We start from the raw sequence: 24,429 nt of genomic DNA, 5'->3' as shown, positions 1-24,429 counted from the left end.
TGATGTAGGTCAGCATTCACCGGCGAGCCGGCGCCTGTCGGCGAATGCCCGAGGTGCGTTACTGCTGGTTTTCCTGCTCGGTGAACAGGTCGCTGAACAGCATGCTCGACAGATAGCGCTCGCCGGAGTCCGGCAGGATCACCACGATGGTCTTGCCCTGCATTTCCGGGGTCTGGGCCAGGCGCACCGCCACCGCCATGGCCGCGCCGCAGGAAATCCCGCAGAGAATCCCCTCTTCCTGCATCAACCGCAGGGCCATGGCCTTGGATTCCTCGTCGGTCACCAGCTCGACCCGGTCGACCATTTCCAGATCCAGGTTCTTGGGCACGAAACCGGCGCCGATGCCCTGGATCTTGTGGGGGCTGGGCTTGATCTCTTCACCGGCCAGTTTCTGGCTGATGACCGGCGAAGTGGCAGGTTCCACCGCCACCGAGAGGATCGGCTTGCCCTGGGTCTTCTTGATATAGCGCGACACGCCGCTGATGGTGCCACCCGTGCCGACCCCAGCCACCAGCACATCCACGGCGCCGTCGGTGTCGTTCCAGATTTCCGGACCGGTGGTTTTCTCATGGATCGCCGGGTTGGCCGGGTTATCGAACTGCTGCGGCATGAAGTACTTGGACGGATCGCTGGCGAGAATTTCCGCCGCCTTTTCAATCGCGCCCTTCATGCCCTTGGCCGGCTCGGTCAGCACCAGCTCCGCCCCCAGGGCCTTGAGCACCTTGCGCCGCTCGATGCTCATGGACGCCGGCATGGTCAGCATCAGCTTGTAACCACGGGCAGCGGCGACGAAGGCCAGGCCAATCCCGGTGTTGCCCGAAGTGGGCTCGACGATGGTCATGCCCGGCTTGAGCTTGCCGCGACTTTCCGCGTCCCAGATCATGTTGGCGCCGATCCGGCATTTCACCGAATAGCCCGGGTTACGCCCTTCGATCTTGGCCAGGATGGTCACGCCGCGAGGGGCGATACGGTTGATCTGCACCAAGGGCGTATTGCCGATGGAATGGGCATTGTCAGCAAAAATTCGGCTCATGGCTGGGTCCTTATGCAGCAGTGAAGAAGTCCTCAAGGGTATGCCTGGTGCCTTTGAGCGTCCAGTCGCGCCGAACGACTGCGACCCCAGGCAGTCAATGCCTCTATACGGCTGGAGACTGCTGATCATGAAACGTCGTTACCGTTGGCCCCTATGGACACTGGCCGGCCTGCTGGTCCTGCTGCTGGCCCTGCACTTCACCCTGCCCTATCTGGTGCGCGACTACCTGAATGACAAACTGGCGGACATGGGCGACTACCGTGGCCAGATCAGCGATATCGACCTGGCCCTGTGGCGCGGCGCCTACCGCATCAACGGGCTGAAGATCGTCAAGGTCAGCGGCAAGGTACCGGTGCCCTTCGTCAAGGCGCCGCAGATCGACCTGGCGGTGAGCTGGCATTCACTGTGGTACGACCACGCCGTGGTGGCCAAGGTGCAGTTCGTCCAGCCGGAGCTGAACTTCGTCGATGGCGGCGCCGACAAGCAAGCGTCGCAGACCGGTGAAGGCACCGACTGGCGGGCGCAACTGGGCAAGCTGTTGCCCATCACTCTCGACGAGCTGCGGATCAGCGACGGCAAGATCCACTTTCGCAACTTCAGCTCCACTCCCCCGGTGAACATCGGCGCCACCCAGGTCAATGCCAGTTTCTACAACCTGACCAACGTGGTGGATACCCAGGGCAAACGCGATGCGCGCTTCGACGGCAAGGCCTTGCTGCAAGGCCAGGCCCCCATGGAAAGCACCGCCACCTTCGACCCCCTGAGCAATTTCGAGGACTTCGAATTCCGTCTGCGGGCCCGGGGTATCGAACTCAAGCGTTTCAACGACTTCGCCTCGGCCTACGGCAAGTTCGACTTCAATGCCGGACACGGCGACGTGGTGATCGAAGCCCAGGCCGAGAAGGGCCAACTGCATGGCTATATCAAGCCGCTGCTGCGGGACGTGGAAGTCTTCAACTGGCAGCAGGATGTGGAGAACCGCAACAAAGGAGTATTCCGCTCGGTATGGGAAGCCTTGGTGGGGGCCGGGGAAAACCTGCTGAAGAACCAGCACAAGAACCAGTTCGCCACCCGGGTCGAACTCAGCGGCAGCGTGCACCAGCAAGATATCAGCGCATTCCAGGCGTTTTTGCAGATTTTGCGCAATGGATTCATCCAGGCCTTCAATGCCCGTTACGAACAACCCAAGCCCTCGACTGACTGAGTCACCCCGTGACGCTCCATTCAGAGACTGAATGGGGCGTCCACGTTCACAGTCGACCGGGCACCGCGTTATAGTCGCGCCATCACTCTCCATTCAATCGATCTGCCCCGGGCAGCTCGCCGTCACCGTTCGAGGAATTGCAGATGAAGTTCGAAGGCACCAGCGCATACGTCGCCACCGATGACCTGAAGCTGGCAGTCAACGCCGCCATCACCCTGGAGCGTCCGCTGCTGGTCAAGGGCGAACCCGGCACCGGCAAGACCATGCTCGCCGAGCAACTGGCCGAATCCTTTGGCGCCAAGCTGATCACCTGGCACATCAAGTCCACCACCAAGGCCCACCAGGGTCTGTATGAGTACGACGCGGTCAGCCGCCTGCGCGACTCCCAGCTGGGTGTGGACAAGGTCCACGACATCCGCAACTACCTGAAGAAAGGCAAGCTGTGGGAAGCCTTCGAATCCGAGGAACGGGTGATCCTCTTGATCGACGAGATCGACAAGGCCGACATCGAGTTCCCCAACGACCTGCTGCAAGAGCTCGACAAGATGGAGTTCTACGTCTACGAAATCGACGAGACCATCAAGGCCAAGCAGCGGCCGATCATCATCATTACCTCCAACAACGAGAAAGAGCTGCCGGACGCCTTCCTGCGTCGCTGCTTCTTCCACTACATCGCCTTCCCCGACCGCACCACCCTGCAGAAAATCGTCGACGTGCACTACCCCGACATCAAGAAAGACCTGGTCAGCGAAGCCCTGGACGTGTTCTTCGATGTGCGCAAGGTGCCGGGCCTGAAGAAGAAGCCCTCGACCTCGGAACTGGTGGACTGGCTCAAGCTCTTGATGGCCGACAACATCGGCGAAGCGGTGCTGCGCGAACGCGATCCGACCAAGGCCATCCCGCCCCTGGCCGGCGCCCTGGTGAAGAACGAACAGGACGTACAACTGCTGGAGCGCCTGGCGTTCATGAGCCGTCGCGGTAGTCGTTAAGAGGCTGATGCCATGCTGCTCAACCTGTTCAATGAAATGCGCGCGGCCAAGGTGCCGGTGTCGGTACGCGAGCTGCTGGACCTGATCAACGCACTCAAGCAGCGCGTGACCTTCGCCGACATGGACGAGTTCTACTACCTCGCCCGGGCGATCCTGGTGAAGGACGAACGGCATTTCGACAAGTTCGACCGAGCCTTCGGTGCCTACTTCAATGGCCTGGAAAAGCTCGATGACCACCTGCAGGCGCTGATCCCCGAGGATTGGCTGCGCAAGGAGTTCGAGCGCTCGCTGAGCGATGAGGAACGGGCGCAGATCCAGTCCCTGGGCGGCCTGGACAAGCTCATCGAAGAGTTCAAGAAGCGCCTGGAAGAACAGAAGGAACGCCACGCCGGCGGCAACAAGTGGATCGGCACCGGCGGCACCAGCCCCTTCGGCTCCGGCGGTTTCAACCCGGAAGGCATCCGCGTCGGCGATGCCGGCAAGCGCCAGGGCAAGGCGGTGAAAGTCTGGGACCAGCGCGAATACAAGAACCTCGACGACTCGGTGGAACTGGGCACCCGCAACATCAAGGTGGCCCTGCGCCGGCTGCGCAAGTTTGCGCGCCAGGGTGCGGCGGAGGAGCTGGACATCGACGGCACCATCGACCACACCGCCCGGGATGCCGGGTTGCTGAACATCCAGATGCGCCCGGAGCGACGCAACAGCATCAAGCTGCTGTTGCTGTTCGACATCGGCGGTTCCATGGATGCCCACGTGAAGATCTGCGAGGAACTGTTCTCGGCCTGCAAGACCGAGTTCAAGCACCTGGAGTACTACTACTTCCACAACTTCATCTATGAATCGGTGTGGAAGAACAACCTGCGTCGCGGTTCCGAGCGCACCTCGACCCAGGACCTGCTGCACAAGTACGGCGCCGACTACAAAGTGATCTTCGTCGGTGACGCCGCCATGGCGCCCTACGAAATCACCCAGGCCGGCGGCAGCGTCGAGCACTGGAACGAAGAAGCCGGCTATGTGTGGATGCAGCGCTTCATGGAGAAGTACAAGAAACTCATCTGGATCAATCCCTACCCGAAAGACACCTGGGGCTACACCGCTTCGACCAACATCGTTCGCGAGTTGATCGAAGACCAGATGTACCCGCTGACCTTGCGTGGCCTGGAAGAAGGCATGCGCTTCCTGTCCAAGTAAGCGGCGCGGGACCGTCAAGCAAGGCCTCGCGGCCTTTTCGCAGCCTCGCCAAGGCTCGACAGCGGCTACAGGAAATCCCCTGTAGCCGCTGCCGCAGGCTGCGAACGGTCGCGAAGCGGCCGCCTTCAGCCACTACCCAAACCTGCGCAAGAATGCCACCTGCTGCCGATGCGCCGTTTCCTGCACCACCGGCGTCAATCGCACCTCGCTGCCCGGCAAGCACTGCGCCAACCGCGCCAGTGACAAGGGGGTCAACGCCCCCAATCGCGGATAGCCGCCAATGGTCTGCCGATCATTGAGCAGGATGATCGGCTGGCCGTCCGGCGGCACCTGGATCGCCCCCAGGGGAATGCCCTCGGAAATCATCGGCCGGCCCTGATACTGCAAGGTCGGCCCCAGCAAGCGCGCGCCCATGCGATCAGCGCGGCTGTCCAGGGTCCAGCTGCTGTTGAAGGCGTCGAACAGGCTCAAACCGCTGAACTGGCCGATCTGCGCGCCCAGAATCACCTCCAGCGGTGCAGCGGATTTGCAATCCGTCAGTTGCTCAGGCGCCAGGCTCTTGAGCGAACCGCCGGTTCCCGAATAGCTCAGCACCCCGCCCTCGCTCAGCGCCCGGCCGTAGCCATCGAGCCCACCGAGAGCCTCTCGCAACACACTGGCGCAACTGCCCAGGACCTTGGGCGCGTCAAATCCGCCAGGGGCTGCCAGGTAGGCCCGGGCGCCGAAGAAAGGTTGAGTAAAACGCAGGCGCTGGCCCTTTTGCAGGATGAAACTGCGTCCCGGGCTCAAAGGCCGCTCATCGACATATGCCCCCAGATCGGCCCCGGCCAGGGCCAGCAGGCAATAGTCCTCGGCCAACAGGGTGAAACCGCCCAGGGTGATTTCCACCACCGGCGCATCCAGGGCATTGCCCAGCAGCCAGTTGGCCCAGGACATCGACACCCAATCCAGCGCCCCGCCCTGGGTCACGCCCAAATGGCGCACACCAAAACGCCCGGCATCCTGCAGCAGGCACAGCGGGGTGCTGGCCTCGATCATCAAGCGGCTCATGCCGACACCTCCAGCGGCGTGTCATCGCCCCCCAGGCGCAGGAACTCGGCCCGCTCCACGGCAGCAAAGCGCACGCGGTCCCCCGGCTGCATCAGGCTGTAGCCTTCGCGCTCGCGATCGAACAGGCGGCTCGGGGTCCGGCCGATCAGGTTCCAGCCTCCCGGCGATACCACCGGGTAAGCGGCGGTCTGGCGTTCGGCGATCCCCACACTGCCCGCCGCCACCCGCTTGCGCGGGGTGTTCAGCCGCGGCGCCGCCAGCGCCTCTTCCACCAACCCCATGAAGGCAAATCCGGGCGCGAAACCCAGGGCGAACACTTGATATTCACGCTGGCTGTGACGCTCGATCAGCTCAGGCACCGACAGCCCGCTGCGCCGGGACAACAGCGCCAGTTCCGGCCCGACACTGAGGTCGTACCACACCGGCAGCACATGCTCGCGCCCGGCCTGAGTGGTACTGGGCGCCAGATCGGTCAAGGCGACCGCGATCCGCTGTCGAGCCTCGGACGGACTCAGGGCCAGCAGGTCGTAATGCACCATCAACGTGGTATAGGACGGCACCAGGTCGATCAGAGACTCGCCAAAAGCCCGCCGCAGCCCTTGGGCGGCGGCCAGCATCCAGGGCATGTTGTCCTCGGCGATCACCTCGAACAAGCGCACCATCAGGCAGTCGATGGCGACGACTTCAACCTGTGGCTTCATAGGCCGGACTGCTGGTTCAAGGCCTCGCGAATGCGCTGCACGGCGGCCACCGAACTGGCGTTGTCGCCATGCACGCACAGGGTGTCGGCCTGCAGCAGCAAGGCGCTGCCGTCGCTGGCGGTCAGGGTGTCGCCCCGAGCGATGGTCAAGGCCTGCTGGAGAATGGTCTGCGGATCATGATGCACCGCGCCCGGCAACTGCCGCGACACTAGATGCCCGGCGTTGTCGTAGGCACGGTCGGCAAAGGCCTCGAACCACAGGGTGACGCCGTATTCATCGCCCAGGGCCTGGGCCGTGCTGTTATCCCGCGTGGCCATGAGCATCAGCGGCAGTTGCGGGTCGTAGGCCGCCACCGCCTGGATCACCGCCCGCAACTGGGTCGGCTTGGCCATCATGTCGTTGTACATCGCGCCGTGGGGTTTGACGTAGCTGACCCGCGCGCCCTGGGCCCGGCAGATGCCATCCAGCGCGCCGATCTGGTAGTGCAGCAGGTCACGAATCTCCTCCGGCGAATAGCTCATGGAGCGGCGGCCGAAACCGGCCAGATCCTGATAGGCCGGGTGCGCACCGATGCGTACGCCGTTGGCCAGGGCCAAGGCCACGGTCTTGCGCATGATGCCCGGGTCGCCGGCATGGAAGCCGCAGGCAATGTTGGCGCAGTCGATAAAGGGCATCACCTCGGCATCCAGGCCCAGGGTCCAGTTGCCAAAGCTCTCGCCGATGTCGCAATTCAATAACAGGCGGCTCATGGTCAGTGCTCCTGTGGTTCTTGTTGTGGGTCAGCTGCAGGGCTGTCGCGCAATGTCCGCGCAGATTATCAGTTAGCGCGCCTCAAGTTCCTTGCCGCGGGTTTCCGGCAGGCTCAGGGCCGCCAGCACCACCACGCCGTAGGACACCGCGGCAAAGCTGCCGATGGCCACGCTCAGGGGTACATGCTGGCTCAGCAGGCCGATCAGCAGCGGGAACAGCGCCGCCAGCGCCCGGCCGCTGTTGTAGCAGAAACCCTGGCCGGAACCGCGGATACGGGTGGGGAACAGCTCAGTGAGGAACGCCCCCATGCCGCTGAAAATGCCTGAAGCGAAGAAGCCCAGGGGAAAGCCCAACCAGAGCATCACGGCATTGCTCACCGGCATTTGCGTATAGAGCAGGACAATGGTGAAAGAGCCGGCGGCGAACAGCACGAAGTTCTTCTTGCGTCCGAGAATATCCGTCAGGTAGGCGCTGATCACATAGCCCACGTAGGAGCCGGCGATCACCATGGCCAGGTAGCCGCCGGTACTGAGCACGCTCAAGCCGCGCTCGGTCTTCAGATAGGTCGGCAGCCAGAAGGTGATGGCGTAGTAACCACCCTGGGCCCCTGCCGCCAGCAAGGAGGCGCGCAGGGTGGTGCTGAGAATCCCCGGGGCGAAGATCTCGTAGAACCGCGCCGGGTTGCTTGGCGCTTCACGTGCCTTGGTTGCCCGGTAGACCTCGGGGTCCTTGACCAGGCGACGAACGAAGATCACGAAAATCGCCGGCAGGATGCCCAGCAGAAACAGCCCGCGCCAGGCGTCCTCCGGCGGCAGCAAGGAGAACAGCAGCGCATACAGCAGCGCCGTCAGCCCCCAGCCCAGGGCCCAACCGGACTGCACCATGCCCACCGCCTTGCCACGGTTCTTGGCGCGGATCACCTCACCGATCAGCACCGCCCCGGCGGTCCACTCGCCGCCGAATCCAAACCCCATCAAGGTGCGGGCGATCAGCAACTGTTCGTAGTTCTGCGCAAGACCGCAGAGAAAGGTGAAGACGGCAAACCACAGCACCGTGAGTTGCAGGGTGCGTACCCGGCCGATGCGGTCGGAAAGAATCCCGGCGATCCAGCCTCCCAGGGCGGAGGCCAGCAAGGTACTGGTATGGATCAGGCCGGCTTCGGCGGAAGTGATGCCCCACAGCGCGATCAAGGTCGGGATCACGAAGCTGAGCATCTGGGTGTCCATGCCATCCAGGCCGTAACCTATCTTGCAGCTCCAGAATGTCCGGCGTTCCTGCTGGTTGATGTCCCGGTACCAGTCAAACGGGCCGGCGCGGCGCGGAGCCTTGGCGGCCAATGTTTCGGGCGCACTCATGGCGATCTCCAGGGTAGTGTTGTTGGTATTGTTCTGGGCCCCGACGACGCATATCGTGGGTCGGGCCATTCTTCGGTTCAGGCACAACCTGCGTCCAACTAATAAAAACCGCCCCAAGGCATAAGAAAAGTTGATCCCATGAATCTCAAGTTTCTCGAAACCTTCGTCTGGGTAGCGCGGCTCAAGAGCTTCAGCCTGACCGCGGAAAAACTCTTCACCACCCAGGCGGCAATCTCCAGCCGTATCGCGGTGCTGGAAGGCGAACTGGGGGTGAAGCTGTTCCTGCGGGACTCGCGGGGCGTCAGCCTGACCCCGCAAGGGCTCAAGGTGCTGGAGCACGCCGAGCAGATGCTCGACACCCTGCAGGTGCTGAAACAGTCCATCGAGGCGCCGTCGAGCAAGGTCGGGCGGGTTCGCATCGGGGTCATGGATACGGTGATCCACACCTGGCTCAGCCCCCTGGTGGCGGAAATGATGGATCACTACCCGCAAGTGGAAATCGAACTGGTGGCCGACACCTCGCTGAATCTCTGCGACCAGCTGCAAAAAGGCTTTCTCGACCTGGTGCTGCAGACCGACTTGCTGCGCCAGGAAAGTATCCGCAGCCGGGAGCTGGCCAGCCACCCGGTGGGCTGGATTGCCGCCAGCAACTCGATCTACAACCGCGACTACGCCAATCTCGCCGAGCTGGCCCGGGAGCGGATCATCACCTATTCGAAGAACTCCCTGCCCCACCAGCAGGTACTGAGCCTGATGCAGGCCAACGGGGTGCTGGCGCCACGGCTCAATTGCGTCAACTCGGTGTCGGCCATCACCCGCCTGTTAAGGGACGGCTTCGGGATTGGCGCCCTGCCGCCGGTGCTGGTCCGTGAAGAACTGGCCCGTGGCGAACTGACCTTGCTGGCCATCGACCAGCGCCCACCCAACCTGCAGGTGGTGGTGTCGTGGCGCGTGGGCGTGGAGCTGGTGGAGGATATCGTGGAGCTGTGCCAGCGCGTGGTGCAGCGCTATGGGCAGAAGGTCGGCGAGGATCAGCTGGTTCTGATCGCCCCCCAGTAAACATCGCCATCACACCCCGCGTAGGAGCTGGCTTGCCAGCGAAGGCGATCTGCAGCCAGGCGCAAGCCACGCGGCCGCTTCGCCGGCAAGCCGGCTCCTACAGAGGTCAGAGGCCCTTTAGGTCGCGCTCTTCGATCGGACGGCTCTGGCGCAGACGCCGGCCTCCCAGGACCACCCAGTCGATCAGGCGGTACAGGCACTCCAGTCCAAAGGACAGCAGCATGGCGCCGCTCATGCCCCAGATCATCGCTTCCGGGGTCAGCAGGATCTGGTAGCTGTAGCCGTCCCAGGTTTCCTTGCGGATATCCGGGTCGGCTGCCAGGGCCACTTGCAGCAGGCGGATGTACCACGGGCCCTGCATCGCCTGGTATTGCTTGTCCAGGGCCAACTGACGATGGAGCAAACCGCTCAAGCTTTCGGCATCGCTGCGAAACACCGGGTCTTCGCTGGCCCGGTAATGGGCCACCAGCGCATTCAGATCGCCCTTGAAGAACTGCTGCGCGGTGCCCTGGAAGCCTCGCAGGCTGTTCTGCGACTCAATCAAGTGGGCTTCCACGCGCTTGGCGTAGTCGCTGATGAAACCCGGCACTTGCACACCGATCAACAGGCCGGCGGCGAACAACGCCAGCCGCAGATAACTGAGCAACATAGAGATGTCCTTATTCGGTCTGGCCGTGGCTGACGCATTCACCGCGCCGCCACAGGCTCCATTGGCCCGGTTGGTAGCGGGTCCAGGTTTCGTTTTCGGTCAGAGGTTCGGTGGCGATCACCGTCACAACATCGTTGGGGGTGGTTTCCGCCTGGAAGTCGACAATCACATCGACATCCTTGAGCCGGGCCGGGCCGAACGGCGCGCGCCGGGTGATCTGCGCCAGCTTGGTGGAGCAGAAGCAGAACAGCCAGTCGCCGTCGCTGAGCAAGCCGTTGAACACACCCTTGCTGCGGTATTCGCTACAGGCCTGGATCAGGGTTGGCAGCAGTTGCTCGACCTCCACCGGTTCGGGAAAGGCTTCGCGAACCCGGTTGAGCAAGTCACAGAAGGCCGCCTCGCTGTCGGTATCGCCCACCGGACGATAGAAGCTGGTCTGGGGCTGGAAGTCCGCCAACTGACCGTTATGGGCAAAGCACCAATTGCGGCCCCAGAGTTCACGGACAAAGGGATGGGTGTTGGCCAGGCAGACCTTGCCGACGTTGGCCTGGCGAATGTGGCCGATGACCACTTCGCTCTTGATCGGGTAGCGCTGCACCAGGTTGGCCACTTCCGACTCGCTGCTGGCCGCCGGGTCCTGGAACAACCGCAGGCCGCGGCCTTCGTAGAAGGCGATGCCCCAACCGTCGCGATGGGGGCCGGTACGGCCGCCGCGCTGCATCAGCCCGGTAAAGCTGAAGACGATATCGGTCGGTACATTGGCGCTCATGCCCAATAACTCACACATGCTCGGACTCTCGCTGCAATGCCGGGGCCAGGTTACAGACGCGGCTCGACCCGCGTGTTCAGGGGGGTGCCCGCAGCTGGCGGACGACCATAACGGTCATTGCCGGCACCGCCAAAGGGCTGGTCATCCTCGACTTCGGCAGCCTTGGCCGCGGCTTGCGCCACTTCGTTGCGCTGGCGGCGTTCATTGGCGGCACGCTCGATGGGCCAGCGGATCAGCACGAACAGCAGGTACACGCCAAAGGCGATCATGCCGTACATGAACAGATCGGACACCGCGCGCCAGGCGTTGTTGCCGACCTTGAAGGCCATATCCAGGGCAGTGATGGCCACCGCCGGGGCAAATTTTTCCTTGACCGGGTCGATGATGGTGGGACTGAACAGCAGCACCGCCACCAGTACACGCAGCGGCTCGCGCAGCCAGCGCCACATCCAGCGGGTCAGGCGCATCCACACCAGCAGGCAGCCCAAGGCGGCAAAGGCGTAAAGGCCCCAGGCGATCAGATAGTCGTTCTCGGTCATGGTGTCCATGGCAAGGCAGGCAAAGAGGCGCTTATGATAACGACTTTTCCCGTGTCAGGCTGCACCGCCGTCTGCCAAGCCCTCATTTGTCTTCGTTCGAGAGCCACCCATGCCCCTACCCGCCAACGACAGCAGCGCCCCGATTGCCCACAAGGCCGAAGGCGTTGACCCGTATGCCTGGCTGCAGGAACGCGACACCGACGCGGTGCTCGACTACCTGAACGCTGAAAACAGCTACCAGGAAGCCCGGCTGGCCCACCAGGCGCCGCTGCGCGAGACACTGTTCCAGGAGATCAAGGGGCGAATCCTCGAGACCGACCTGTCCCTGCCCTCCCCCTGGGGCCCGTACCTGTATTACACCCGCACCACCGCCGGTGACGAATACGCCCGGCACTACCGCTGCCCGCGCCCGGCAGACGACAGCCTGACGGTGGACGAAAGCCGCGAACAGCTGCTGCTGGACCCCAACGCCCTGGCCAACGGTGGCTTCTTCTCCCTCGGCGCCTTCAGCATCAGCCCCGACCACCAGCGCCTGGCCTACAGCCTCGACACCACCGGCGAGGAAATCTACACCCTGTTCATCAAGGAGCTGTCCAACGGCAAGGTCAGCGAGCTGTCCTTCGACAACTGCGACGGCAGCATGACCTGGGCCAACGACAGCCTGACCCTGTTCTTCGGCGAACTGGACGACACTCACCGCCCGCACAAACTGTTCCGCTACCGTCTGGACGGCACGGCCGCCGAGGAAGTGTTCCATGAACCGGACGGACGCTTCTTCCTGCACTGCTACCGCTCAAGCTCCGAGCGCCAATTGCTGCTGTCCCTGGGCAGCAAGACCACCGGCGAAACCTGGGCCCTGGATGCCGCGCAGCCGCAGTTGCCGTTCACCTGCCTGGCGCCACGGGTCGAAGGCCATGAATACGATGTCGATCACGGCCAGCTCGACAGCCAGTGGACCTGGTTCATCCGCAGCAACCGCGAAGGCATCAACTTCGCCCTCTACCAAGCTGCGGACGAAGGCGTTATCCCCGAGGAAAGCGACTGGCAACTGCTGGTCCCGCACAACCCCGAGGTGATGCTCGACGGCGTGACCCTCAATGCCGGCGCCATGACCCTGAGCCTGCGCGAAGGCGGGCTGCCGATCATCGAAGTGCATCCCCAGGACCTGCCCGTGTATCGCGTGCAACTGCCGGATGCGGCCTACAGCCTGCACGTGCAGAACAGCCTGGAGTTTTCCAGCGATCGCATCCGCCTGCGCTACGAGGCGCTGAATCGCCCGGCCCAGGTACGCCAGCTGCAACTGGCCGACGGTCAACAGCAGGTGCTCAAGGAAACCCCGGTGCTGGGCCCCTTCGACGCCGATGCCTACGTCAGCCAGCGCCTCTGGGCCACCGCGGCCGACGGTACCCAGGTGCCCATCAGCCTGGTGGTCAAGCGCGAGTGCCTGGGCCAACCGACACCGCTGTACCTGTATGGCTACGGCGCCTATGGCGAGAGCCTCGATCCCTGGTTCTCCCATGCCCGCCTGAGCCTGCTGGATCGCGGCGTGGCCTTTGCCATCGCCCATGTGCGCGGCGGTGGCGAACTGGGTGAAGCCTGGTATCGCGCCGGCAAGCAGGAACACAAACAGAACACCTTCAGCGACTTCATCGCCTGCGCCGAGCACCTGATCGCCCAGGGCCTGACCAGCGCCCAGCAACTGGCCATCAGCGGCGGCAGTGCCGGCGGCCTGTTGATCGGCGCCGTGCTCAACCAGCGTCCCGAACTGTTCCGGGCGGCCATCGCCGAAGTGCCCTTCGTCGACGTGCTCAACACCATGCTCGACCCGGACCTGCCACTGACCGTCACCGAGTACGACGAATGGGGCAATCCCGAGGAGCCTGAGGTCTATGAGCGGATCAAGGCCTACGCCCCCTACGAGAACGTCCGGGCCCAGGCCTACCCGGCGACCCTGGTGATCGCCGGCTACAACGACAGTCGCGTGCAGTACTGGGAAGCCGCCAAATGGGTGGCCAAACTGCGCGCCACCAAGACCGACGACAACCTGCTGCTGCTCAAGACCGAACTGGGTGCCGGCCATGGCGGCATGAGCGGCCGTTACCAGGGATTACGTGACGTAGCCCTCGAATATGCCTTTATCCTGAACATTCTGGGCCTGGACTGAGGAACTACCTGCGGCGCTCCTGTCTTAACCCTGGACCGCCGCCGGCAACCGCCGGACCGGGCCTGCGCCCGTGCAACAGACACAAGAAAAAGACCCTGATCCCATGTCTGAACCCACCTTACTGAACAACGAAATCCGCGACTGGCTGATGGACTGCGGCCTGTTCGACCAACTGCAGCCCGCCGACTTCAACGCGGCGGCCGGCTATTTCAGCATCAGCAGCATCGCCGAAGGCGAAGCGATCTTTCGTGAAGGCGATGCCGGCAGTTTCATGTGCATCATCCACAGCGGCCAGGTGGCCGTGCAAAAGAGCACCCTGGACGGCCAGCCGCTGACCATCGCCACCCTGCGCAGCGGCCGGGCCTTTGGCGAAATGGCGGTGCTCGATGGCGAGCGACGCTCGGCCACCTGCGTGGCGGCCAGTGATTGCCAGTTGCTCAACCTGGGCAAGGACTCCCTGGAGAAGATGCTCAACGATGCGCCGAAGATCGCCGCCAAGATCATCCGCGCCCTGGCTATTTCCCTGTCCAAGCGCCTGCGCATGGCCGACGGCCAGTTGCTCGCACAGCAGATCTAGGCTCCTTGCACCTTGGCCTTGTTGTCATTCTGCTCCAGCCCCGGCAGGGTCTGATCCTTGGGCGGCTTGGGCATGTCGATGGGCGGCAGCAAGGGCGCACTGCCACTGCTGCCGGTTTTCGGCGTGCTGGGTGGGGTCACTTGCGGATAAGGCGTGGGGGTGGCCGTGCCCGGGGTGCCTAGGGTCGGCGTCGGGGTCACCACCGGGGCGCTTTGCGGCTCGTCGGCCAGGGCCGGGCCAGCACTCAGCGCCAGGGCGGCGGTCAGGGCGAGCGCCGCTTGGGCAATCACCGTTAGAATAGTGCGCTTCATCAATGGCTCCATTGCTATTGTCTGGCGTCAGGCTACTCCCAACCGGGAGCTTTTGCCTTCCTCAATGAGATCTCCATGAAACGTTTCGTACTGCTGGACACCACTGCGATTCCCGACAACGGCGGTGCCTTGTGCCTGTTCGAATACGGTGAGGATTTCGTCATCAAGATCCAGGGCGGCGACGGCGGCCAATTGATGAACACCCGTATGCACGGCTCCGAGGACGCCCTGGCGCAGATTCCCTGCAGCAAGGTCGCCGGGCGCCCGAACTCGCGGGTGCTGATCGGCGGCCTCGGCATGGGCTTCACCCTGGCCGCGGCCCTCAAGCACCTGGGCCAGAGCGCCGAGGTGGTGGTCGCCGAACTGGTGCCCGGAGTGGTGGAATGGAACCGTGGCCCGCTCGGGGAAAAGTCCGGCCGGCCGCTGCTGGACCCGCGCACGGTGATCCGCCTGGAAGACGTGGCCAAGGTCCTGCAGGCCGAGCCCCAGGGCTTCGACGCGATCATGCTCGACGTCGACAACGGCCCCGAAGGCCTGACCCAGAAAGCCAACAGTTGGCTCTACTCCAGCGCCGGCCTGGCCGCCTGTGCCCGCGCTCTGCGGCCCAAGGGCATTCTTGCGGTGTGGTCGGCCAGCGCCGACCAGAAGTTCTCCGAGCGCCTGCGCAAGGCCGGCTTCAAGGCCGAGGAAGTGCAGGTGTACGCTCACGGCAATCGCGGCACCCGGCATACCATCTGGATTGCCGAGAAGCTCAAGGCCTGAGCTAAACTTTGTCCATTACCGTCATTAGTCCTTCTACAAAGGTGAACCCATGAGTTCGTCCACTCCCCCGTCCAACACCGCCAAGCTGGACCGTATCCTTGCCGACGCCCAGCGCGACCGGGAAATGGGCTACCGCGACAAGGCGCTGAAGATGTACCCCCACGTCTGCGGCCGCTGCGCCCGGGAGTTTTCCGGCAAGCGCCTGAGCGAGCTGACCGTGCACCACCGCGATCACAACCACGACAACAACCCCCAGGACGGTTCCAACTGGGAACTCTTGTGCCTGTACTGCCATGACAACGAGCACTCGCGCTACACCGACCAGCAGTACTTCGGCGAAGGCTCCCTGAGCACCCCGAAAATTGCCAAGGCGACCCACAACCCGTTTGCCGCCCTGGCCGGGTTGATGAAGAAAGACGCCGAGTAAGCTTTTCGCGGGCCAGCCGCCCGGCTTGCCCGCGAACCGCCGAGCACCCCGCCACACCCCGCACAATCCCCGTATAATCGCGCTCTTTTCCCCCAAGGCTCCTCGCTCGTGGCAAACAAAAGGTACAGCTGCATCGGTTTGTATAACCCCAAGTCACCGGAGAATGTCGGTTCGGTGATGCGCGCCGCCGGCTGCTATGGCGTCGCCTCGGTGTTCTACACCGGCAAGCGCTATGAACGTGCCCGCGACTTCGTCACCGACACCAAGAAGGTCCACCAGGACATTCCCCTGATCGGCATCGACGACCTGAAGAAAATCCTCCCCCTGGGCTGCATCCCGGTGGCCGTGGAACTGGTGGAGGGCGCCCGTGCGCTGCCGGAATACACCCACCCGGACCGTGCGCTGTACATCTTCGGTCCGGAAGACGGCTCCCTCGACAAGGAGATCCGCGACTGGTGCGAAGACGTGGTCTACATCCCCACCACCGGCTGCATGAACCTGGCGGCCACGGTCAACGTGGTGCTCTACGATCGCCTGGCCAAGGGCAACAACACCCGCTCCGGTCCGAAGTACTGAAACCCCGCCGATCAATCCCCGGGAACCAGCGACGCCCTGGTGCAGTCAGCTTTGTATCCCACACCGCCCTTGGAGACAGAGCATGAGCGAGCGCAAACAGCTGCAAACGATCGAAGCCACACCCTTGCCGAGCCAACCGACCCAGAACGTCCAGGGCTGGGAGCGCATCGGCTCCCTGGCCGGTGGCGTGGTGATGATGGGCAAGGGCCTGCGCCGCGGCGGCGTGTTCGGCCTGATTCAGGTGGCCATCGGTGGCGTGGCCCTGGCCCGGGGGATTACCGGCCATAGCTCGGCGAAAAGCCTGCTGGAGAAGAGCCGCCAGGACATGCACAACGTGCGCAGCAAGATCGAACGCGCCGGGGAAGAACTGCGCACTCTGAAGGCCAATGCCGAAGCGGCCAGCCGCCATGCCAAGGCGGCCAGCAATGATGAAGTGAAGACGCCCAAGGCTTGAGGCGAAGGCGTTCCTGCGGGCCCCCTGCGCGGGCAGAGGTCAGTGCAGCAGGCTGGTGTCCAGGACCTTGGACGATTCGCCCAGCACGTTTTCACTGAGCTGGACGAACTCGGCGGTGCTGACGCTTTCCAGGCGCATCGCCGCTTGCAGCACATCGTCCAGGGAACGCTTGTTGCGGGTCTTGAGGCGGATCTCCCGATCCAGCTCCTGCAACAGCAGCACGGCCTTGGCCACGGTGGCGCTGTCCACCTGCTCGCCCCGCAGGCTGTCGACCTTGTGACTGTCCCGGACCAGGCGCTTGTGCAGCACCTGATAGCGCTCGTCACTGATGCCACCGGCCCGGCGCAACAGTTCGATGCCGTAGTACTCCGCCAGCCCCTCGCTGATCCAGTCGCTGCCCTGGCTGTCGTTGATCCGCGACAGTGACTGCACCAGTTCCCGCAACAGCGGGCTGCTGCCGCTCTCGTTGACCAGGGGCAGGCGGCTATGGAGGAACAGCGAGTCACGCCCCGCCAGACTGCCGCGCCACATCGGATCGGCCGCGCCAACGATCAACAGCTTGCCGGGCTGACGCGGGAACACCGCCTGTACTTGCGGCCAGACAAAGGTCAGCAGGGTCAGCACGTCCATGCGGCGCATGCCCTGGCCCAGGGGCGACACCACGCTGACTTCGGTTGCTCCCAGACGCGTGCGGCGGCTGCCCAGGTTGCCGGCCAGCATCCAGCCGGCGGGACGGTCGAACAGCCGCGAGGGATTGTCGATGCGAAAGCGATTCTTGCCGATACGCGGCCAGGCGGTCTCGATGCTTTTCCAACCGGCCGGCAAGTCGAAGTCCAGGCGCGCCACCAGCTCGACGCCATCCTGTTGATCGAGCCGGGCCGGGGGCACCAGGATCTCGCCGCGCAACAGCGCCCAGTTGGCGCTGCTGCGGCTGTCGTAGCTGCCCTTCTTGATGCTGTGACTCAGGCGCACCCTGTAGCTGAGGCTGGCCTTGCCGCTGGCCGGACGCCAGACACCGCGCTGGCCACCGGCATCCGCCGCCCCGGCCTGCCATTGGCCGTCGGCCTTGAAGTCGCTGTAGTCGCCGTCCCGCCCCAGGTCGAAGTCCAGGCTGCGCAAGGCCGAGCCCTCGGCCAGGGTCAGGCGCACCTCGGCCTGATCGCTCTGGGGCAGGAAACGCACGTGATAATCCAGATCGACTTTCTTCGCCGCAAAGGCCGATGCGCTCAATGCCAGCATTGCAGCGGCCAGCGCCAGTTTCGCCCCCACCCTCATACACACTCCTTTCCTGGGTAACCTGGTTCTGCAGCCAACGCGGCGAATCCTCAACCGGCGCGGAAAATCAGATGATCCTCCCAGTCCTCTTCCGCCACGCTGCCTTCGGCCAGCATGCGCCCGGACTGGGAAATACGTTCGTGGTGCACCGCATCGCGATCGCCGCACACCAGGTGGTGCCAGAGCGGCAGGTCCTTGCCTTCGCTCACCAGGCGGTAGCCGCAGGTGGGTGGCAGCCACTTGAATTCGTCGGCCTTGCCCGGGGTCAGTTGGATGCAGTCGGGCACCGACGCCCGGCGATTGGGGTAGTCGCTGCACTGGCAGGTTTTCAGGTCCAGCAGTTTGCAGGCGATGCGCGTGTAATAGACGCTGTTGTCGTCCTCGTCCTCAAGCTTTTGCAGGCAGCACAGACCGCAGCCATCGCACAGCGACTCCCATTCGTCCTGGTCGAGCTGTTCGAGGGTTTTGCGTATCCAGAAAGGTTCGACTTTGGCGGCCATGGCTCAAGCATCAGTATCCGAGGGTGAAAAGGCCGCCAGTCTAGTGCCGAAGGCCCGGCGGGCCAAGCGCTTACGACTGTCGGTAGGCCGGGGCTTGTCAGCAGCAGGCCCGCACAGTAGCTTTGCGCCTCGGACCACCCCGCGTCCGAGTGCCATTAACGCTCGACCGCGTTGCACCCGGCAAACCGCACGGGGTCAGGAATACCCCTTCGCTCAGTTGATCTGCGCTTGCCGGTTTATTCCACCCTTCTCACTTGCTGCCAGGAGTTTTTCCATGAGCGCCAATCCTCGCGTTGCCGATTACGCCATCCACCCGCAGTTCACTCAGCGCTGGTCGCCACGGGCCTTCACCGGCGAAACCATCCCTGAAGAAACCCTGCTGAGCTTCTTCGAAGCCGCGCGTTGGGCGCCTTCGGCCTACAACTCGCAACCCTGGCGCTTTCTCTATGCCCGACGCGATACGCCGAACTGGGAGCGCTTCCTCGGCCTGCTCAACGAATTCAACCGTGGCTGGGCGCAACACGCCTCGGCCCTGGTGATCGTGATTTCCAAGACCACCTTCACCGCCCCCGGCGCCACGGAAGAAAGCCCGGCCCTGTGGCACACCTTCGACACCGGCTCGGCCTGGGGCCACCTGGCACTGCAGGCCAGCCTCAGCGGCTGGCACACCCACGGCATGGCCGGCTTCGACCAGGAGCTGACCCGCAAGGAGCTGAAGATTCCCGAAGGCTATGCACTGCACGCAGCGATAGCGGTGGGCAAGCTGGGAGACAAGTCGACCCTGGCCGACTACCTGCAGGCCCGGGAAGAACCGAGCCCGCGCCGTCCATTGAGCGAGACCGTGGCCGAAGGCGATTTCAGCCTCTAAAGCCGCGCTCGCCTCTGTAGGAGCGAGCTGGCTCGCGAAGCCCTGAAGGCCGCCGCGCTTGCCTGGCAAGCGCGGCTTTCGCGAGCAAGCTCGCTCCTACGATCAGGCACGTTTCAGTAGCCGCGAGCGAAATCCACTTCGCCGCGCAAGGCCTGCTTGGCCTCGTAGGCCCGCAGGTTGTCGACGAACAACTGCACCATCAGTTCCGGCGAGGTCGGCGCCGAGCTGTGGCCCGTCAGCAGCAAGCCCCAGGCCGTCCAGAACGGGTGCCGTTGCGGCAAGGGTTCCTGGCGGCAGACATCGATCACCGCCCCCGCCAGATGTCCATCCTTGAGGGCCTGCACCAAGTCGCCATCGACCACGGAAACACCCCGGCCCACATTGATGAACAGCCCCGTGGACTTGAATTGCTTGAACAGCGCCGCGTCATACAGGTCGTGGGTACTTGGGGTGTTGGGCAGCAGATTGACCACATAATCCACCTCCCCCACCAAGCGTCCCAGGTCTTCCAGGCCGGCCACTTCGATAAAGGGGGCCTGCTCCCGCGCCTGGCTGGCGATGCCGTACAGCTTCACGCCAAAGGGCAGCAGAAATTGCGCCACGCTCTGGCCGATGTCGCCGGTGCCGACGATCAGCACCTTGCGCCCCACCAGGCTCTGGCCCATGCGGTTGTCCCACTTGCGCTCCACCTGGCTGACCAGCCGCGCCAGCACTTCGCGCTCATGGCCGAGGATGTAGGTGAGCACGTACTCGGCCATTACCTGGCCGAAGATGCCCACCGCCCGGGTCAGGCGGTAATGCCGGGGCAGGCCGTCGGCCAGCAACGGGGTGATACCGGCCCAGGTGGATTGCAGCCATTGGGGCTGATGGCCCTGACGCAGCAGGGTCGCCAGCAGGTCCGGCTGGCCCAGCCAGACTGGGCAATCGGCCGCCAGCCGCGACAGTTCGGCGGAATCGCCGCTGGTCAGCACTTCCAGCTCCGGGGCCGCCTGACGCAACAGGCGGGCATAAACAGCGTGATCGTGTTCGGCAATCAGAACGCGCATGGTTCAAACCTTAAAAAACGGTGCAGGCCGCCGCCGACGGAGCATTGCTCCATCGATCAAGGCGGTGGCCAGGTCAGTCAATTGCATTTCACAGCGGCTCGGGACCGAGCCTCTAGAGGTCAGACCGGATCATTGCGGCGCAGCAACTCTTCGGGCAAGTGCTCGATGTACTCGTCTTCCGCCGGCGGCATCTGCAAGTGATAGCCCTGCTTTTCGAGGTTCTCCAGCACCTGGTGGATGTCCTCCCGGGACAGCTTGCGCTCCGGGGTCAGCACCAGATCGAAGGCATGTTGCGGCTTGCCGAAAGCCAGCAGCAGGTTTTCCGGCACGCGTTCCAGGGCCTCGCTTTTCAGGACGTAGAGGTACATCTCGTTCTTGCGTGGGCTTTTATAGATGGAGCAGATACGTTTCAAGGCTGTTCTCCGGCGGTGGCCAGGCTGTCCAGCAGCGCCTGGCCCATCAATTCGCGGCGCCAGCCACGCAGCGAATCAGGCAATTGGTAAGGCCCGTTGGGGTAGCCGCTCTTGAGCAGGCTCTCCAGGGTTTTCTTGCGCAGCATGACTTCCGGGGCGATGCCCAGACGCTCGGCCTCGGCCTGCCCCACTGCCTTGAGGCGCTTGAGCAGGGCCGCGGCTTCAATCGGCAACGGCTCGGGTACGGCCGGCGGCCATTGATCCGGGCCAAGGGCCGCGGTGCGTTTGATCAGGTCGAGGAGAAACTCGCCATCCTGACGCACGGTACGCGGGTGCATGTCTTCGATCTTGGCCAGCGCCGCCAGCGTATCGGGCTGGGTCTTGGCCAGGGGCCAGAGGGCGTGTTCACGCACGATGCGGTTGCGCGGCAAGTCCCGGGCGCGGGCTTCACGCTCGCGCCAGGCACAGAGCTCACGCAGCACCGCCAACTGGGCACGGGAGAGTTTCCAGGCCAGCTTGGCCTCGCGATAAACCTCGTTGGGGTCCACTTCGCGGCGCAGGTTGGCCACCAGCTCGGCGCCGTCTTCCAGCACCCAGCGGTACTTGTCCTCGGACAACTTCGGCCGCAGCTCGGTGAACACCTGGGCCAGATGCACGGCATCTTCGGCGGCGTAACTGACCTGGGTTTCCGAGAGCGGACGCTGCAGCCAGTCGGAGCGGGTCTCGCCCTTGGGCAGTTCGATGCCCAGGACTTCCTGCACCAGGCGCGAATAGCCCATGGAAAAGCCCAGGTTCAGGTAGGCAGCCGCCAGTTGCGTGTCGAACAAAGGCGCCGGCAGACTGCCGGTCAGGCGCAGCAGGACTTCGAGGTCCTCGCTGCAGGCATGCACCACCTTGACCACCGCCGGGTTCTCCAGCAGGGCCGCCAGGGGCTTCCAGTTGTCGATGGTCAAAGGATCAATCAGGTAAGCGCGCTGCCCATCGCCGATCTGCAACAGGGCGGCGATGGGATAGAAAGTGTCGACCCGCATGAATTCGGTGTCGAGGGCGACGAATGGCAACTGCTGCCACTCGGCGCAAAACTGACCGAGGCTATCGTTGTCGCGAATCCAGTGTATATCGATGGCCACACGGCTCTCCCTTGAAGAATGGCGCGCAGTATATATCGCCTCCGGCGATTTCTGAGCATTCACCCGACAAGAGCAAGTGCGAAACCTTATGTCGGACGGCAAGAATAGTCCGAGAGTCGCAATCAGCTGGGTTTTCTAAGGACATAGACCCGCGCCGCCCCACAGCCGGGCAGGAAATCCTGCTGGCTCACGACCTCGAAACCGGCCTGCTTGAACTCGCCTTCCAACTGCACCCTGCCGATCGCCAGTGACGCCGCGGACTCTCCCCGCGCAGTGGCCAGGTGCTTGAACAACGGCTCGACCCGGGTCGCGAGGATCACCGAATCACGGCTGACCCGATGAAACTCCCGCAGCAGCGCCAGGCGATCCTCGCTGCGGGTCACATGGGCAAACAGTTGCATGCAGATGATGCTGTCCACCGCATTGGCCGACAGACCGATGTCGAACGCCGAGCTGTGCAAGGTCTTGACCCGTTGCAGCAGGCTGGCCGGGTGATGGGTCTGGGCATGATTGAGCATGTCCTGGGAAGGGTCCGACGCCAGGATCACCCGGTTGCCATGTTCGGCCAGCACCGGCCAGTAGCGCCCGGCACCACAGGCCACATCCAGGATCAGTCCCGGCTCGCCGGCCACTTTCAGGGCATGGCGTACCAGGCGCACCGTGCGCCACAGCGCCAGGCGCGCGGCAAGCCCGGCAGGCCGGGGCTCGCCGCAGACCCGGGCGTGCTCCTGGTCATAGCGCCGGGCGAACTCCAGCTCGATGGATGGTGGGGGATGGGACGACATGACTGGCGAACTCTTGTAGGTATCCAGAAGCCACAGGTTAACCAGTCGTTCGTGAAAAAAAGGTCGAAAGCCCTCGAGCGGTTTTGTCCAGGCGGGGCACCAGGCCACCCTTGCCCGACCCAGGGCCGATGCCAATAATGCTTCGGCACCGCGTCCCGCCCTTCACTTCAAGGAACGACCCATGCTGCCCCGCCTCTTGCTCTGCACTCTGCTCGGCCTCAGTGCCCCCGCCCTCAGCTTCGCCCAGGACCCAACCTCCCGTCTGGACCAGGTACTCGAACGTGGCCACCTCACGGTCTGCACCACCGGCGACTACAAGCCCTACAGCTACTTGCGCGACGATGGCCACTACGAAGGCATCGACATCGACATGGCCGAATCCCTGGCGAAAAGCCTCGGGGTCCGGGTGAAGTGGATCAACACCACCTGGAAGACCCTGATGGCGGACTTCCAGAGCCAGCAATGCGATATCGCCGTCGGGGGTATTTCCGTCTCTCTGGAGCGGCAGAAAAAAGCCTTCTTCAGCCAGCCCCTGGGGATTGACGGCAAGATTCCCCTGGTGCGCTGCCAGGACCTCAAGCGCTATGCAACCCTGGAGCAGATCAACCAGCCCTCGGTGCGCCTGATCGAACCACCGGGTGGCACCAACGAAGTCTTCGCCCGGGCCCATGTGCCCAAGGCCGAGCTGATCCTGTTCGCCGACAACGTGAAAATCTTCGATCAGTTGCTGACCAAGCAGGCCGACGTGATGATCACCGACGCCTCGGAGGCGCGCTTCCAGCAGAAGCACAAGCCGGGGCTGTGCGCGGTCAACCCCGAGCGCTACCTGCAATACAGCGAGAAGGCCTTTCTCCTGCCTCGGGATGACATGGCCTGGAAAAGCTATGTCGACCAGTGGCTGCACCTGAGCAAGGCCACCGGCGCCTATGACCAGGTGGTGAATCAGTGGCTGGCGGCGCCGTAGTCCTGGTCCAGCAGCATCTGCCGAAAGGCCTGGCAGGCGGCGCTGCGATAGGCACCCCGGCGTTCCAGCAGCACCACGCTGCGGGGCGCCGGGGGTGATTGCAGGGCCAATGCCCGCAAGCCCGGCTGCTCGCGGGCGATGGCACTCGGAAGCAGGGTCGCCAACGGCCCGCGGCGCACGATCTCGACAATCCCACTCACCGAATTGGCCTCGATGGCGATACGCGGCGCAATGCCCTGTTGCCGGCAATACAGGTCGATATGCTGGCGCGTGGCAAAGTCGGCGCTGAGCAGCACCAGGGAATGACGAGCCAGGGCCGAGGCACTCAAGGGTTGCTGGCCCTGCTGCGGATAGTGCAGGCCGACCATCAGGCTCAGGGTTTCGGTGAACAGCGGCTGGCTGTGGATGTCCGCCAGGTGCTCGCCGGCAAAGGCGATCCCCAGGTCCAGGCGGTCCTCGGCCAGGGCTGCTTCCAGGCGATCCTGGGTCATTTCCTCAAGGCTCAGGTCGATCCCCGGGTAATGCTGGTTGAAGCGGCTGAGCAAGGGGCCGGTGAGGTAGGCAGTGAAGGTCGGGGTCAGCGCCAGGCGCAGTGAACCGCGGCTCAGGTCCTGCACATCATGGATCGCCCGCTTGGCCGCCTGCAGGTCCTGCAGGGCGCGGCGCGCATAGACGACATAGGCCTGACCGGCATCGGTGAGACGCACGCTGCGTCCGGAGCGGTCGAACAACGGCGCCCCCAGGGACTCCTCCAACTGTTTGATCTGTTGCGACAAGGTCGGCTGGGAAACATGCAGCGCCTCGGCGGCACGGGTGAAATTGCAATGCTCGGCCACGGCCAGCAGGTAACGGATATGACGCAAGAGCATGACGGCTCCAACTATAGGC

At 63.8% G+C, this 24,429-nt stretch carries 28 protein-coding genes; 12 read left to right on the top strand and 16 right to left on the bottom strand.

Going from position 1 to position 24,429, the window contains the following annotated elements:
* Positions 1-58 precede the first annotated feature (58 nt).
* Positions 59-1,033: a cysteine synthase A gene (gene cysK, locus WIN67_RS07540; protein WP_102861654.1), complete on the bottom strand. Its 975-nt coding sequence runs from the start codon at positions 1,031-1,033 to the stop codon at positions 59-61.
* Between the two features lie 127 nt (positions 1,034-1,160).
* Here cysK and WIN67_RS07535 point away from each other — a divergent pair, with 127 nt between their 5' ends.
* The 3 genes from WIN67_RS07535 to WIN67_RS07525 all read left to right on the top strand — a co-directional run bounded on the left by WIN67_RS07535 (position 1,161) and on the right by WIN67_RS07525 (position 4,417).
* On the top strand, positions 1,161-2,237 hold the full coding sequence (locus WIN67_RS07535; RefSeq protein WP_339070853.1) for a DUF748 domain-containing protein: 1,077 nt from the start codon (positions 1,161-1,163) through the stop codon (positions 2,235-2,237).
* Positions 2,238-2,380: 143 nt separating this feature from the next.
* Positions 2,381-3,226, top strand: coding sequence for an AAA family ATPase (locus WIN67_RS07530; RefSeq protein ID WP_011059855.1), 846 nt, complete (start codon positions 2,381-2,383; stop codon positions 3,224-3,226).
* Positions 3,227-3,238: 12 nt separating this feature from the next.
* On the top strand, positions 3,239-4,417 hold the full coding sequence (locus WIN67_RS07525) for a vWA domain-containing protein (protein WP_102861652.1): 1,179 nt from the start codon (positions 3,239-3,241) through the stop codon (positions 4,415-4,417).
* Positions 4,418-4,549: 132 nt separating this feature from the next.
* Here WIN67_RS07525 and WIN67_RS07520 read toward each other — a convergent pair whose 3' ends face one another.
* From WIN67_RS07520 to WIN67_RS07505, 4 genes are all read right to left on the bottom strand, one after another.
* Positions 4,550-5,467 carry a biotin-dependent carboxyltransferase family protein gene (locus WIN67_RS07520; protein ID WP_339070852.1) on the bottom strand — a complete coding sequence of 306 codons (918 nt, stop codon included), beginning with the start codon at positions 5,465-5,467 and terminating at the stop codon, positions 4,550-4,552.
* Positions 5,464-6,168 carry a 5-oxoprolinase subunit PxpB gene (pxpB, locus tag WIN67_RS07515; RefSeq protein ID WP_102878755.1) on the bottom strand — a complete coding sequence of 235 codons (705 nt, stop codon included), beginning with the start codon at positions 6,166-6,168 and terminating at the stop codon, positions 5,464-5,466. The genes WIN67_RS07520 and pxpB overlap by 4 nt, the downstream gene beginning before the upstream one ends.
* A complete protein-coding gene (locus WIN67_RS07510; protein WP_110595101.1) occupies positions 6,165-6,917 on the bottom strand; it encodes a 5-oxoprolinase subunit PxpA in 753 nt (250 codons plus the stop codon). The genes pxpB and WIN67_RS07510 overlap by 4 nt, the downstream gene beginning before the upstream one ends.
* 72 nt (positions 6,918-6,989) lie before the next feature.
* Complete coding sequence (locus WIN67_RS07505; RefSeq protein ID WP_102861648.1) at positions 6,990-8,273, bottom strand: MFS transporter; 1,284 nt, start codon at positions 8,271-8,273, stop codon at positions 6,990-6,992.
* 138 nt (positions 8,274-8,411) lie between these two features.
* On the opposite strand from WIN67_RS07505, the gene WIN67_RS07500 reads away from it, so the two are divergent.
* Positions 8,412-9,332, top strand: coding sequence for a LysR family transcriptional regulator (locus WIN67_RS07500; protein WP_339070851.1), 921 nt, complete (start codon positions 8,412-8,414; stop codon positions 9,330-9,332).
* Between the two features lie 106 nt (positions 9,333-9,438).
* On the opposite strand, the gene WIN67_RS07495 is transcribed toward WIN67_RS07500, so the two are convergent.
* The 3 genes from WIN67_RS07495 to WIN67_RS07485 are packed head-to-tail and all read right to left on the bottom strand — an operon-like array spanning position 9,439 to position 11,298.
* On the bottom strand, positions 9,439-9,981 hold the full coding sequence (locus WIN67_RS07495) for a DUF2937 family protein (RefSeq protein ID WP_110651921.1): 543 nt from the start codon (positions 9,979-9,981) through the stop codon (positions 9,439-9,441).
* A 10-nt stretch (positions 9,982-9,991) separates the two neighbouring features.
* Entirely contained in the window at positions 9,992-10,768 is a 777-nt protein-coding gene (locus WIN67_RS07490) for a class II glutamine amidotransferase (protein ID WP_110595098.1), read from the bottom strand.
* Positions 10,769-10,800: 32 nt separating this feature from the next.
* Positions 10,801-11,298 carry an MFS transporter gene (locus WIN67_RS07485; protein WP_123393383.1) on the bottom strand — a complete coding sequence of 166 codons (498 nt, stop codon included), beginning with the start codon at positions 11,296-11,298 and terminating at the stop codon, positions 10,801-10,803.
* A 100-nt stretch (positions 11,299-11,398) separates the two neighbouring features.
* Here WIN67_RS07485 and WIN67_RS07480 point away from each other — a divergent pair, with 100 nt between their 5' ends.
* Together WIN67_RS07480 and WIN67_RS07475 are read left to right on the top strand one after the other, a co-directional pair.
* Positions 11,399-13,453 (top strand): S9 family peptidase, encoded by a 2,055-nt coding sequence (locus WIN67_RS07480; protein WP_339070850.1) that lies wholly within the window; start codon positions 11,399-11,401, stop codon positions 13,451-13,453.
* Between the two features lie 103 nt (positions 13,454-13,556).
* Positions 13,557-14,030: a cyclic nucleotide-binding domain-containing protein gene (locus tag WIN67_RS07475; protein ID WP_102861642.1), complete on the top strand. Its 474-nt coding sequence runs from the start codon at positions 13,557-13,559 to the stop codon at positions 14,028-14,030.
* Here the strand turns inward: WIN67_RS07475 and WIN67_RS07470 are convergent.
* The gene (locus WIN67_RS07470; protein ID WP_102861641.1) at positions 14,027-14,341 is read right to left on the bottom strand and encodes a hypothetical protein; all 315 of its coding nucleotides are present in this window, start codon (positions 14,339-14,341) and stop codon (positions 14,027-14,029) included. The genes WIN67_RS07475 and WIN67_RS07470 overlap by 4 nt on opposite strands.
* 75 nt (positions 14,342-14,416) lie before the next feature.
* Here WIN67_RS07470 and WIN67_RS07465 point away from each other — a divergent pair, with 75 nt between their 5' ends.
* The 4 genes from WIN67_RS07465 (at position 14,417) to WIN67_RS07450 (ending at position 16,560) form a co-directional block, all read left to right on the top strand.
* On the top strand, positions 14,417-15,103 hold the full coding sequence (locus tag WIN67_RS07465; protein ID WP_102878749.1) for a spermidine synthase: 687 nt from the start codon (positions 14,417-14,419) through the stop codon (positions 15,101-15,103).
* Between the two features lie 49 nt (positions 15,104-15,152).
* Positions 15,153-15,530 (top strand): YajD family HNH nuclease, encoded by a 378-nt coding sequence (locus WIN67_RS07460; RefSeq protein ID WP_339070849.1) that lies wholly within the window; start codon positions 15,153-15,155, stop codon positions 15,528-15,530.
* 108 nt (positions 15,531-15,638) lie between these two features.
* The gene (locus WIN67_RS07455; protein ID WP_102861638.1) at positions 15,639-16,106 is read left to right on the top strand and encodes an RNA methyltransferase; all 468 of its coding nucleotides are present in this window, start codon (positions 15,639-15,641) and stop codon (positions 16,104-16,106) included.
* Between the two features lie 82 nt (positions 16,107-16,188).
* The gene (locus WIN67_RS07450) at positions 16,189-16,560 is read left to right on the top strand and encodes a YgaP family membrane protein (protein ID WP_102878748.1); all 372 of its coding nucleotides are present in this window, start codon (positions 16,189-16,191) and stop codon (positions 16,558-16,560) included.
* Between the two features lie 39 nt (positions 16,561-16,599).
* Here the strand turns inward: WIN67_RS07450 and WIN67_RS07445 are convergent, their stop codons facing one another.
* Together WIN67_RS07445 and WIN67_RS07440 are read right to left on the bottom strand one after the other, a co-directional pair.
* A complete protein-coding gene (locus WIN67_RS07445) occupies positions 16,600-17,835 on the bottom strand; it encodes a hypothetical protein (RefSeq protein ID WP_339070848.1) in 1,236 nt (411 codons plus the stop codon).
* Between the two features lie 50 nt (positions 17,836-17,885).
* A complete protein-coding gene (locus WIN67_RS07440; RefSeq protein WP_102861635.1) occupies positions 17,886-18,335 on the bottom strand; it encodes a YcgN family cysteine cluster protein in 450 nt (149 codons plus the stop codon).
* A 274-nt stretch (positions 18,336-18,609) separates the two neighbouring features.
* Between WIN67_RS07440 and WIN67_RS07435 the strand changes: the two genes are divergently transcribed.
* Positions 18,610-19,203 carry a nitroreductase family protein gene (locus WIN67_RS07435; protein ID WP_102861634.1) on the top strand — a complete coding sequence of 198 codons (594 nt, stop codon included), beginning with the start codon at positions 18,610-18,612 and terminating at the stop codon, positions 19,201-19,203.
* 113 nt (positions 19,204-19,316) lie between these two features.
* Here WIN67_RS07435 and WIN67_RS07430 read toward each other — a convergent pair whose 3' ends face one another.
* The 4 genes from WIN67_RS07430 to WIN67_RS07415 form a co-directional block, all read right to left on the bottom strand.
* The gene (locus tag WIN67_RS07430; protein ID WP_123393393.1) at positions 19,317-20,249 is read right to left on the bottom strand and encodes a D-2-hydroxyacid dehydrogenase; all 933 of its coding nucleotides are present in this window, start codon (positions 20,247-20,249) and stop codon (positions 19,317-19,319) included.
* 119 nt (positions 20,250-20,368) lie between these two features.
* Positions 20,369-20,662, bottom strand: coding sequence for a YcgL domain-containing protein (locus WIN67_RS07425; RefSeq protein ID WP_016964446.1), 294 nt, complete (start codon positions 20,660-20,662; stop codon positions 20,369-20,371).
* On the bottom strand, positions 20,659-21,792 hold the full coding sequence (gene rnd, locus WIN67_RS07420) for a ribonuclease D (RefSeq protein WP_102861632.1): 1,134 nt from the start codon (positions 21,790-21,792) through the stop codon (positions 20,659-20,661). Before rnd ends, WIN67_RS07425 begins: the two co-directional genes overlap by 4 nt.
* A gap of 122 nt (positions 21,793-21,914) precedes the next feature.
* Positions 21,915-22,577, bottom strand: coding sequence for a class I SAM-dependent methyltransferase (locus WIN67_RS07415; RefSeq protein WP_102878744.1), 663 nt, complete (start codon positions 22,575-22,577; stop codon positions 21,915-21,917).
* Positions 22,578-22,758: 181 nt separating this feature from the next.
* Between WIN67_RS07415 and WIN67_RS07410 the strand changes: the two genes are divergently transcribed.
* The gene (locus tag WIN67_RS07410; RefSeq protein WP_110595093.1) at positions 22,759-23,541 is read left to right on the top strand and encodes a transporter substrate-binding domain-containing protein; all 783 of its coding nucleotides are present in this window, start codon (positions 22,759-22,761) and stop codon (positions 23,539-23,541) included.
* On the opposite strand, the gene cynR is transcribed toward WIN67_RS07410, so the two are convergent.
* Positions 23,520-24,410 (bottom strand): transcriptional regulator CynR, encoded by an 891-nt coding sequence (cynR, locus tag WIN67_RS07405; protein WP_339070846.1) that lies wholly within the window; start codon positions 24,408-24,410, stop codon positions 23,520-23,522. The genes WIN67_RS07410 and cynR overlap by 22 nt on opposite strands.
* Between the last annotated feature and the right edge of the window lie 19 nt (positions 24,411-24,429).

The organism is Pseudomonas idahonensis (assembly GCF_037903935.1).
Classification (GTDB): Bacteria; Pseudomonadota; Gammaproteobacteria; order Pseudomonadales; family Pseudomonadaceae; genus Aquipseudomonas; species Aquipseudomonas danubii.
This window is presented reverse-complemented; position numbering and strand designations above follow the sequence as displayed.

Excerpts from the sequence above, each read along its gene's own strand:
- cysK (WP_102861654.1), bottom strand. The coding sequence starts at position 1,033 with ATGAGCCGAATTTTTGCTGACAATGCCCATTCCATCGGCAATACGCCC.
- WIN67_RS07535 (WP_339070853.1), top strand. The coding sequence starts at position 1,161 with ATGAAACGTCGTTACCGTTGGCCCCTATGGACACTGGCCGGCCTGCTG.
- WIN67_RS07530 (WP_011059855.1), top strand. The coding sequence starts at position 2,381 with ATGAAGTTCGAAGGCACCAGCGCATACGTCGCCACCGATGACCTGAAG.
- WIN67_RS07525 (WP_102861652.1), top strand. The coding sequence starts at position 3,239 with ATGCTGCTCAACCTGTTCAATGAAATGCGCGCGGCCAAGGTGCCGGTG.
- WIN67_RS07520 (WP_339070852.1), bottom strand. The coding sequence starts at position 5,467 with ATGAGCCGCTTGATGATCGAGGCCAGCACCCCGCTGTGCCTGCTGCAG.
- pxpB (WP_102878755.1), bottom strand. The coding sequence starts at position 6,168 with ATGAAGCCACAGGTTGAAGTCGTCGCCATCGACTGCCTGATGGTGCGC.
- WIN67_RS07510 (WP_110595101.1), bottom strand. The coding sequence starts at position 6,917 with ATGAGCCGCCTGTTATTGAATTGCGACATCGGCGAGAGCTTTGGCAAC.
- WIN67_RS07505 (WP_102861648.1), bottom strand. The coding sequence starts at position 8,273 with ATGAGTGCGCCCGAAACATTGGCCGCCAAGGCTCCGCGCCGCGCCGGC.
- WIN67_RS07500 (WP_339070851.1), top strand. The coding sequence starts at position 8,412 with ATGAATCTCAAGTTTCTCGAAACCTTCGTCTGGGTAGCGCGGCTCAAG.
- WIN67_RS07495 (WP_110651921.1), bottom strand. The coding sequence starts at position 9,981 with ATGTTGCTCAGTTATCTGCGGCTGGCGTTGTTCGCCGCCGGCCTGTTG.
- WIN67_RS07490 (WP_110595098.1), bottom strand. The coding sequence starts at position 10,768 with ATGTGTGAGTTATTGGGCATGAGCGCCAATGTACCGACCGATATCGTC.
- WIN67_RS07485 (WP_123393383.1), bottom strand. The coding sequence starts at position 11,298 with ATGGACACCATGACCGAGAACGACTATCTGATCGCCTGGGGCCTTTAC.
- WIN67_RS07480 (WP_339070850.1), top strand. The coding sequence starts at position 11,399 with ATGCCCCTACCCGCCAACGACAGCAGCGCCCCGATTGCCCACAAGGCC.
- WIN67_RS07475 (WP_102861642.1), top strand. The coding sequence starts at position 13,557 with ATGTCTGAACCCACCTTACTGAACAACGAAATCCGCGACTGGCTGATG.
- WIN67_RS07470 (WP_102861641.1), bottom strand. The coding sequence starts at position 14,341 with ATGAAGCGCACTATTCTAACGGTGATTGCCCAAGCGGCGCTCGCCCTG.
- WIN67_RS07465 (WP_102878749.1), top strand. The coding sequence starts at position 14,417 with ATGAAACGTTTCGTACTGCTGGACACCACTGCGATTCCCGACAACGGC.
- WIN67_RS07460 (WP_339070849.1), top strand. The coding sequence starts at position 15,153 with ATGAGTTCGTCCACTCCCCCGTCCAACACCGCCAAGCTGGACCGTATC.
- WIN67_RS07450 (WP_102878748.1), top strand. The coding sequence starts at position 16,189 with ATGAGCGAGCGCAAACAGCTGCAAACGATCGAAGCCACACCCTTGCCG.
- WIN67_RS07445 (WP_339070848.1), bottom strand. The coding sequence starts at position 17,835 with ATGAGGGTGGGGGCGAAACTGGCGCTGGCCGCTGCAATGCTGGCATTG.
- WIN67_RS07440 (WP_102861635.1), bottom strand. The coding sequence starts at position 18,335 with ATGGCCGCCAAAGTCGAACCTTTCTGGATACGCAAAACCCTCGAACAG.
- WIN67_RS07435 (WP_102861634.1), top strand. The coding sequence starts at position 18,610 with ATGAGCGCCAATCCTCGCGTTGCCGATTACGCCATCCACCCGCAGTTC.
- WIN67_RS07430 (WP_123393393.1), bottom strand. The coding sequence starts at position 20,249 with ATGCGCGTTCTGATTGCCGAACACGATCACGCTGTTTATGCCCGCCTG.
- WIN67_RS07415 (WP_102878744.1), bottom strand. The coding sequence starts at position 22,577 with ATGTCGTCCCATCCCCCACCATCCATCGAGCTGGAGTTCGCCCGGCGC.
- WIN67_RS07410 (WP_110595093.1), top strand. The coding sequence starts at position 22,759 with ATGCTGCCCCGCCTCTTGCTCTGCACTCTGCTCGGCCTCAGTGCCCCC.
- cynR (WP_339070846.1), bottom strand. The coding sequence starts at position 24,410 with ATGCTCTTGCGTCATATCCGTTACCTGCTGGCCGTGGCCGAGCATTGC.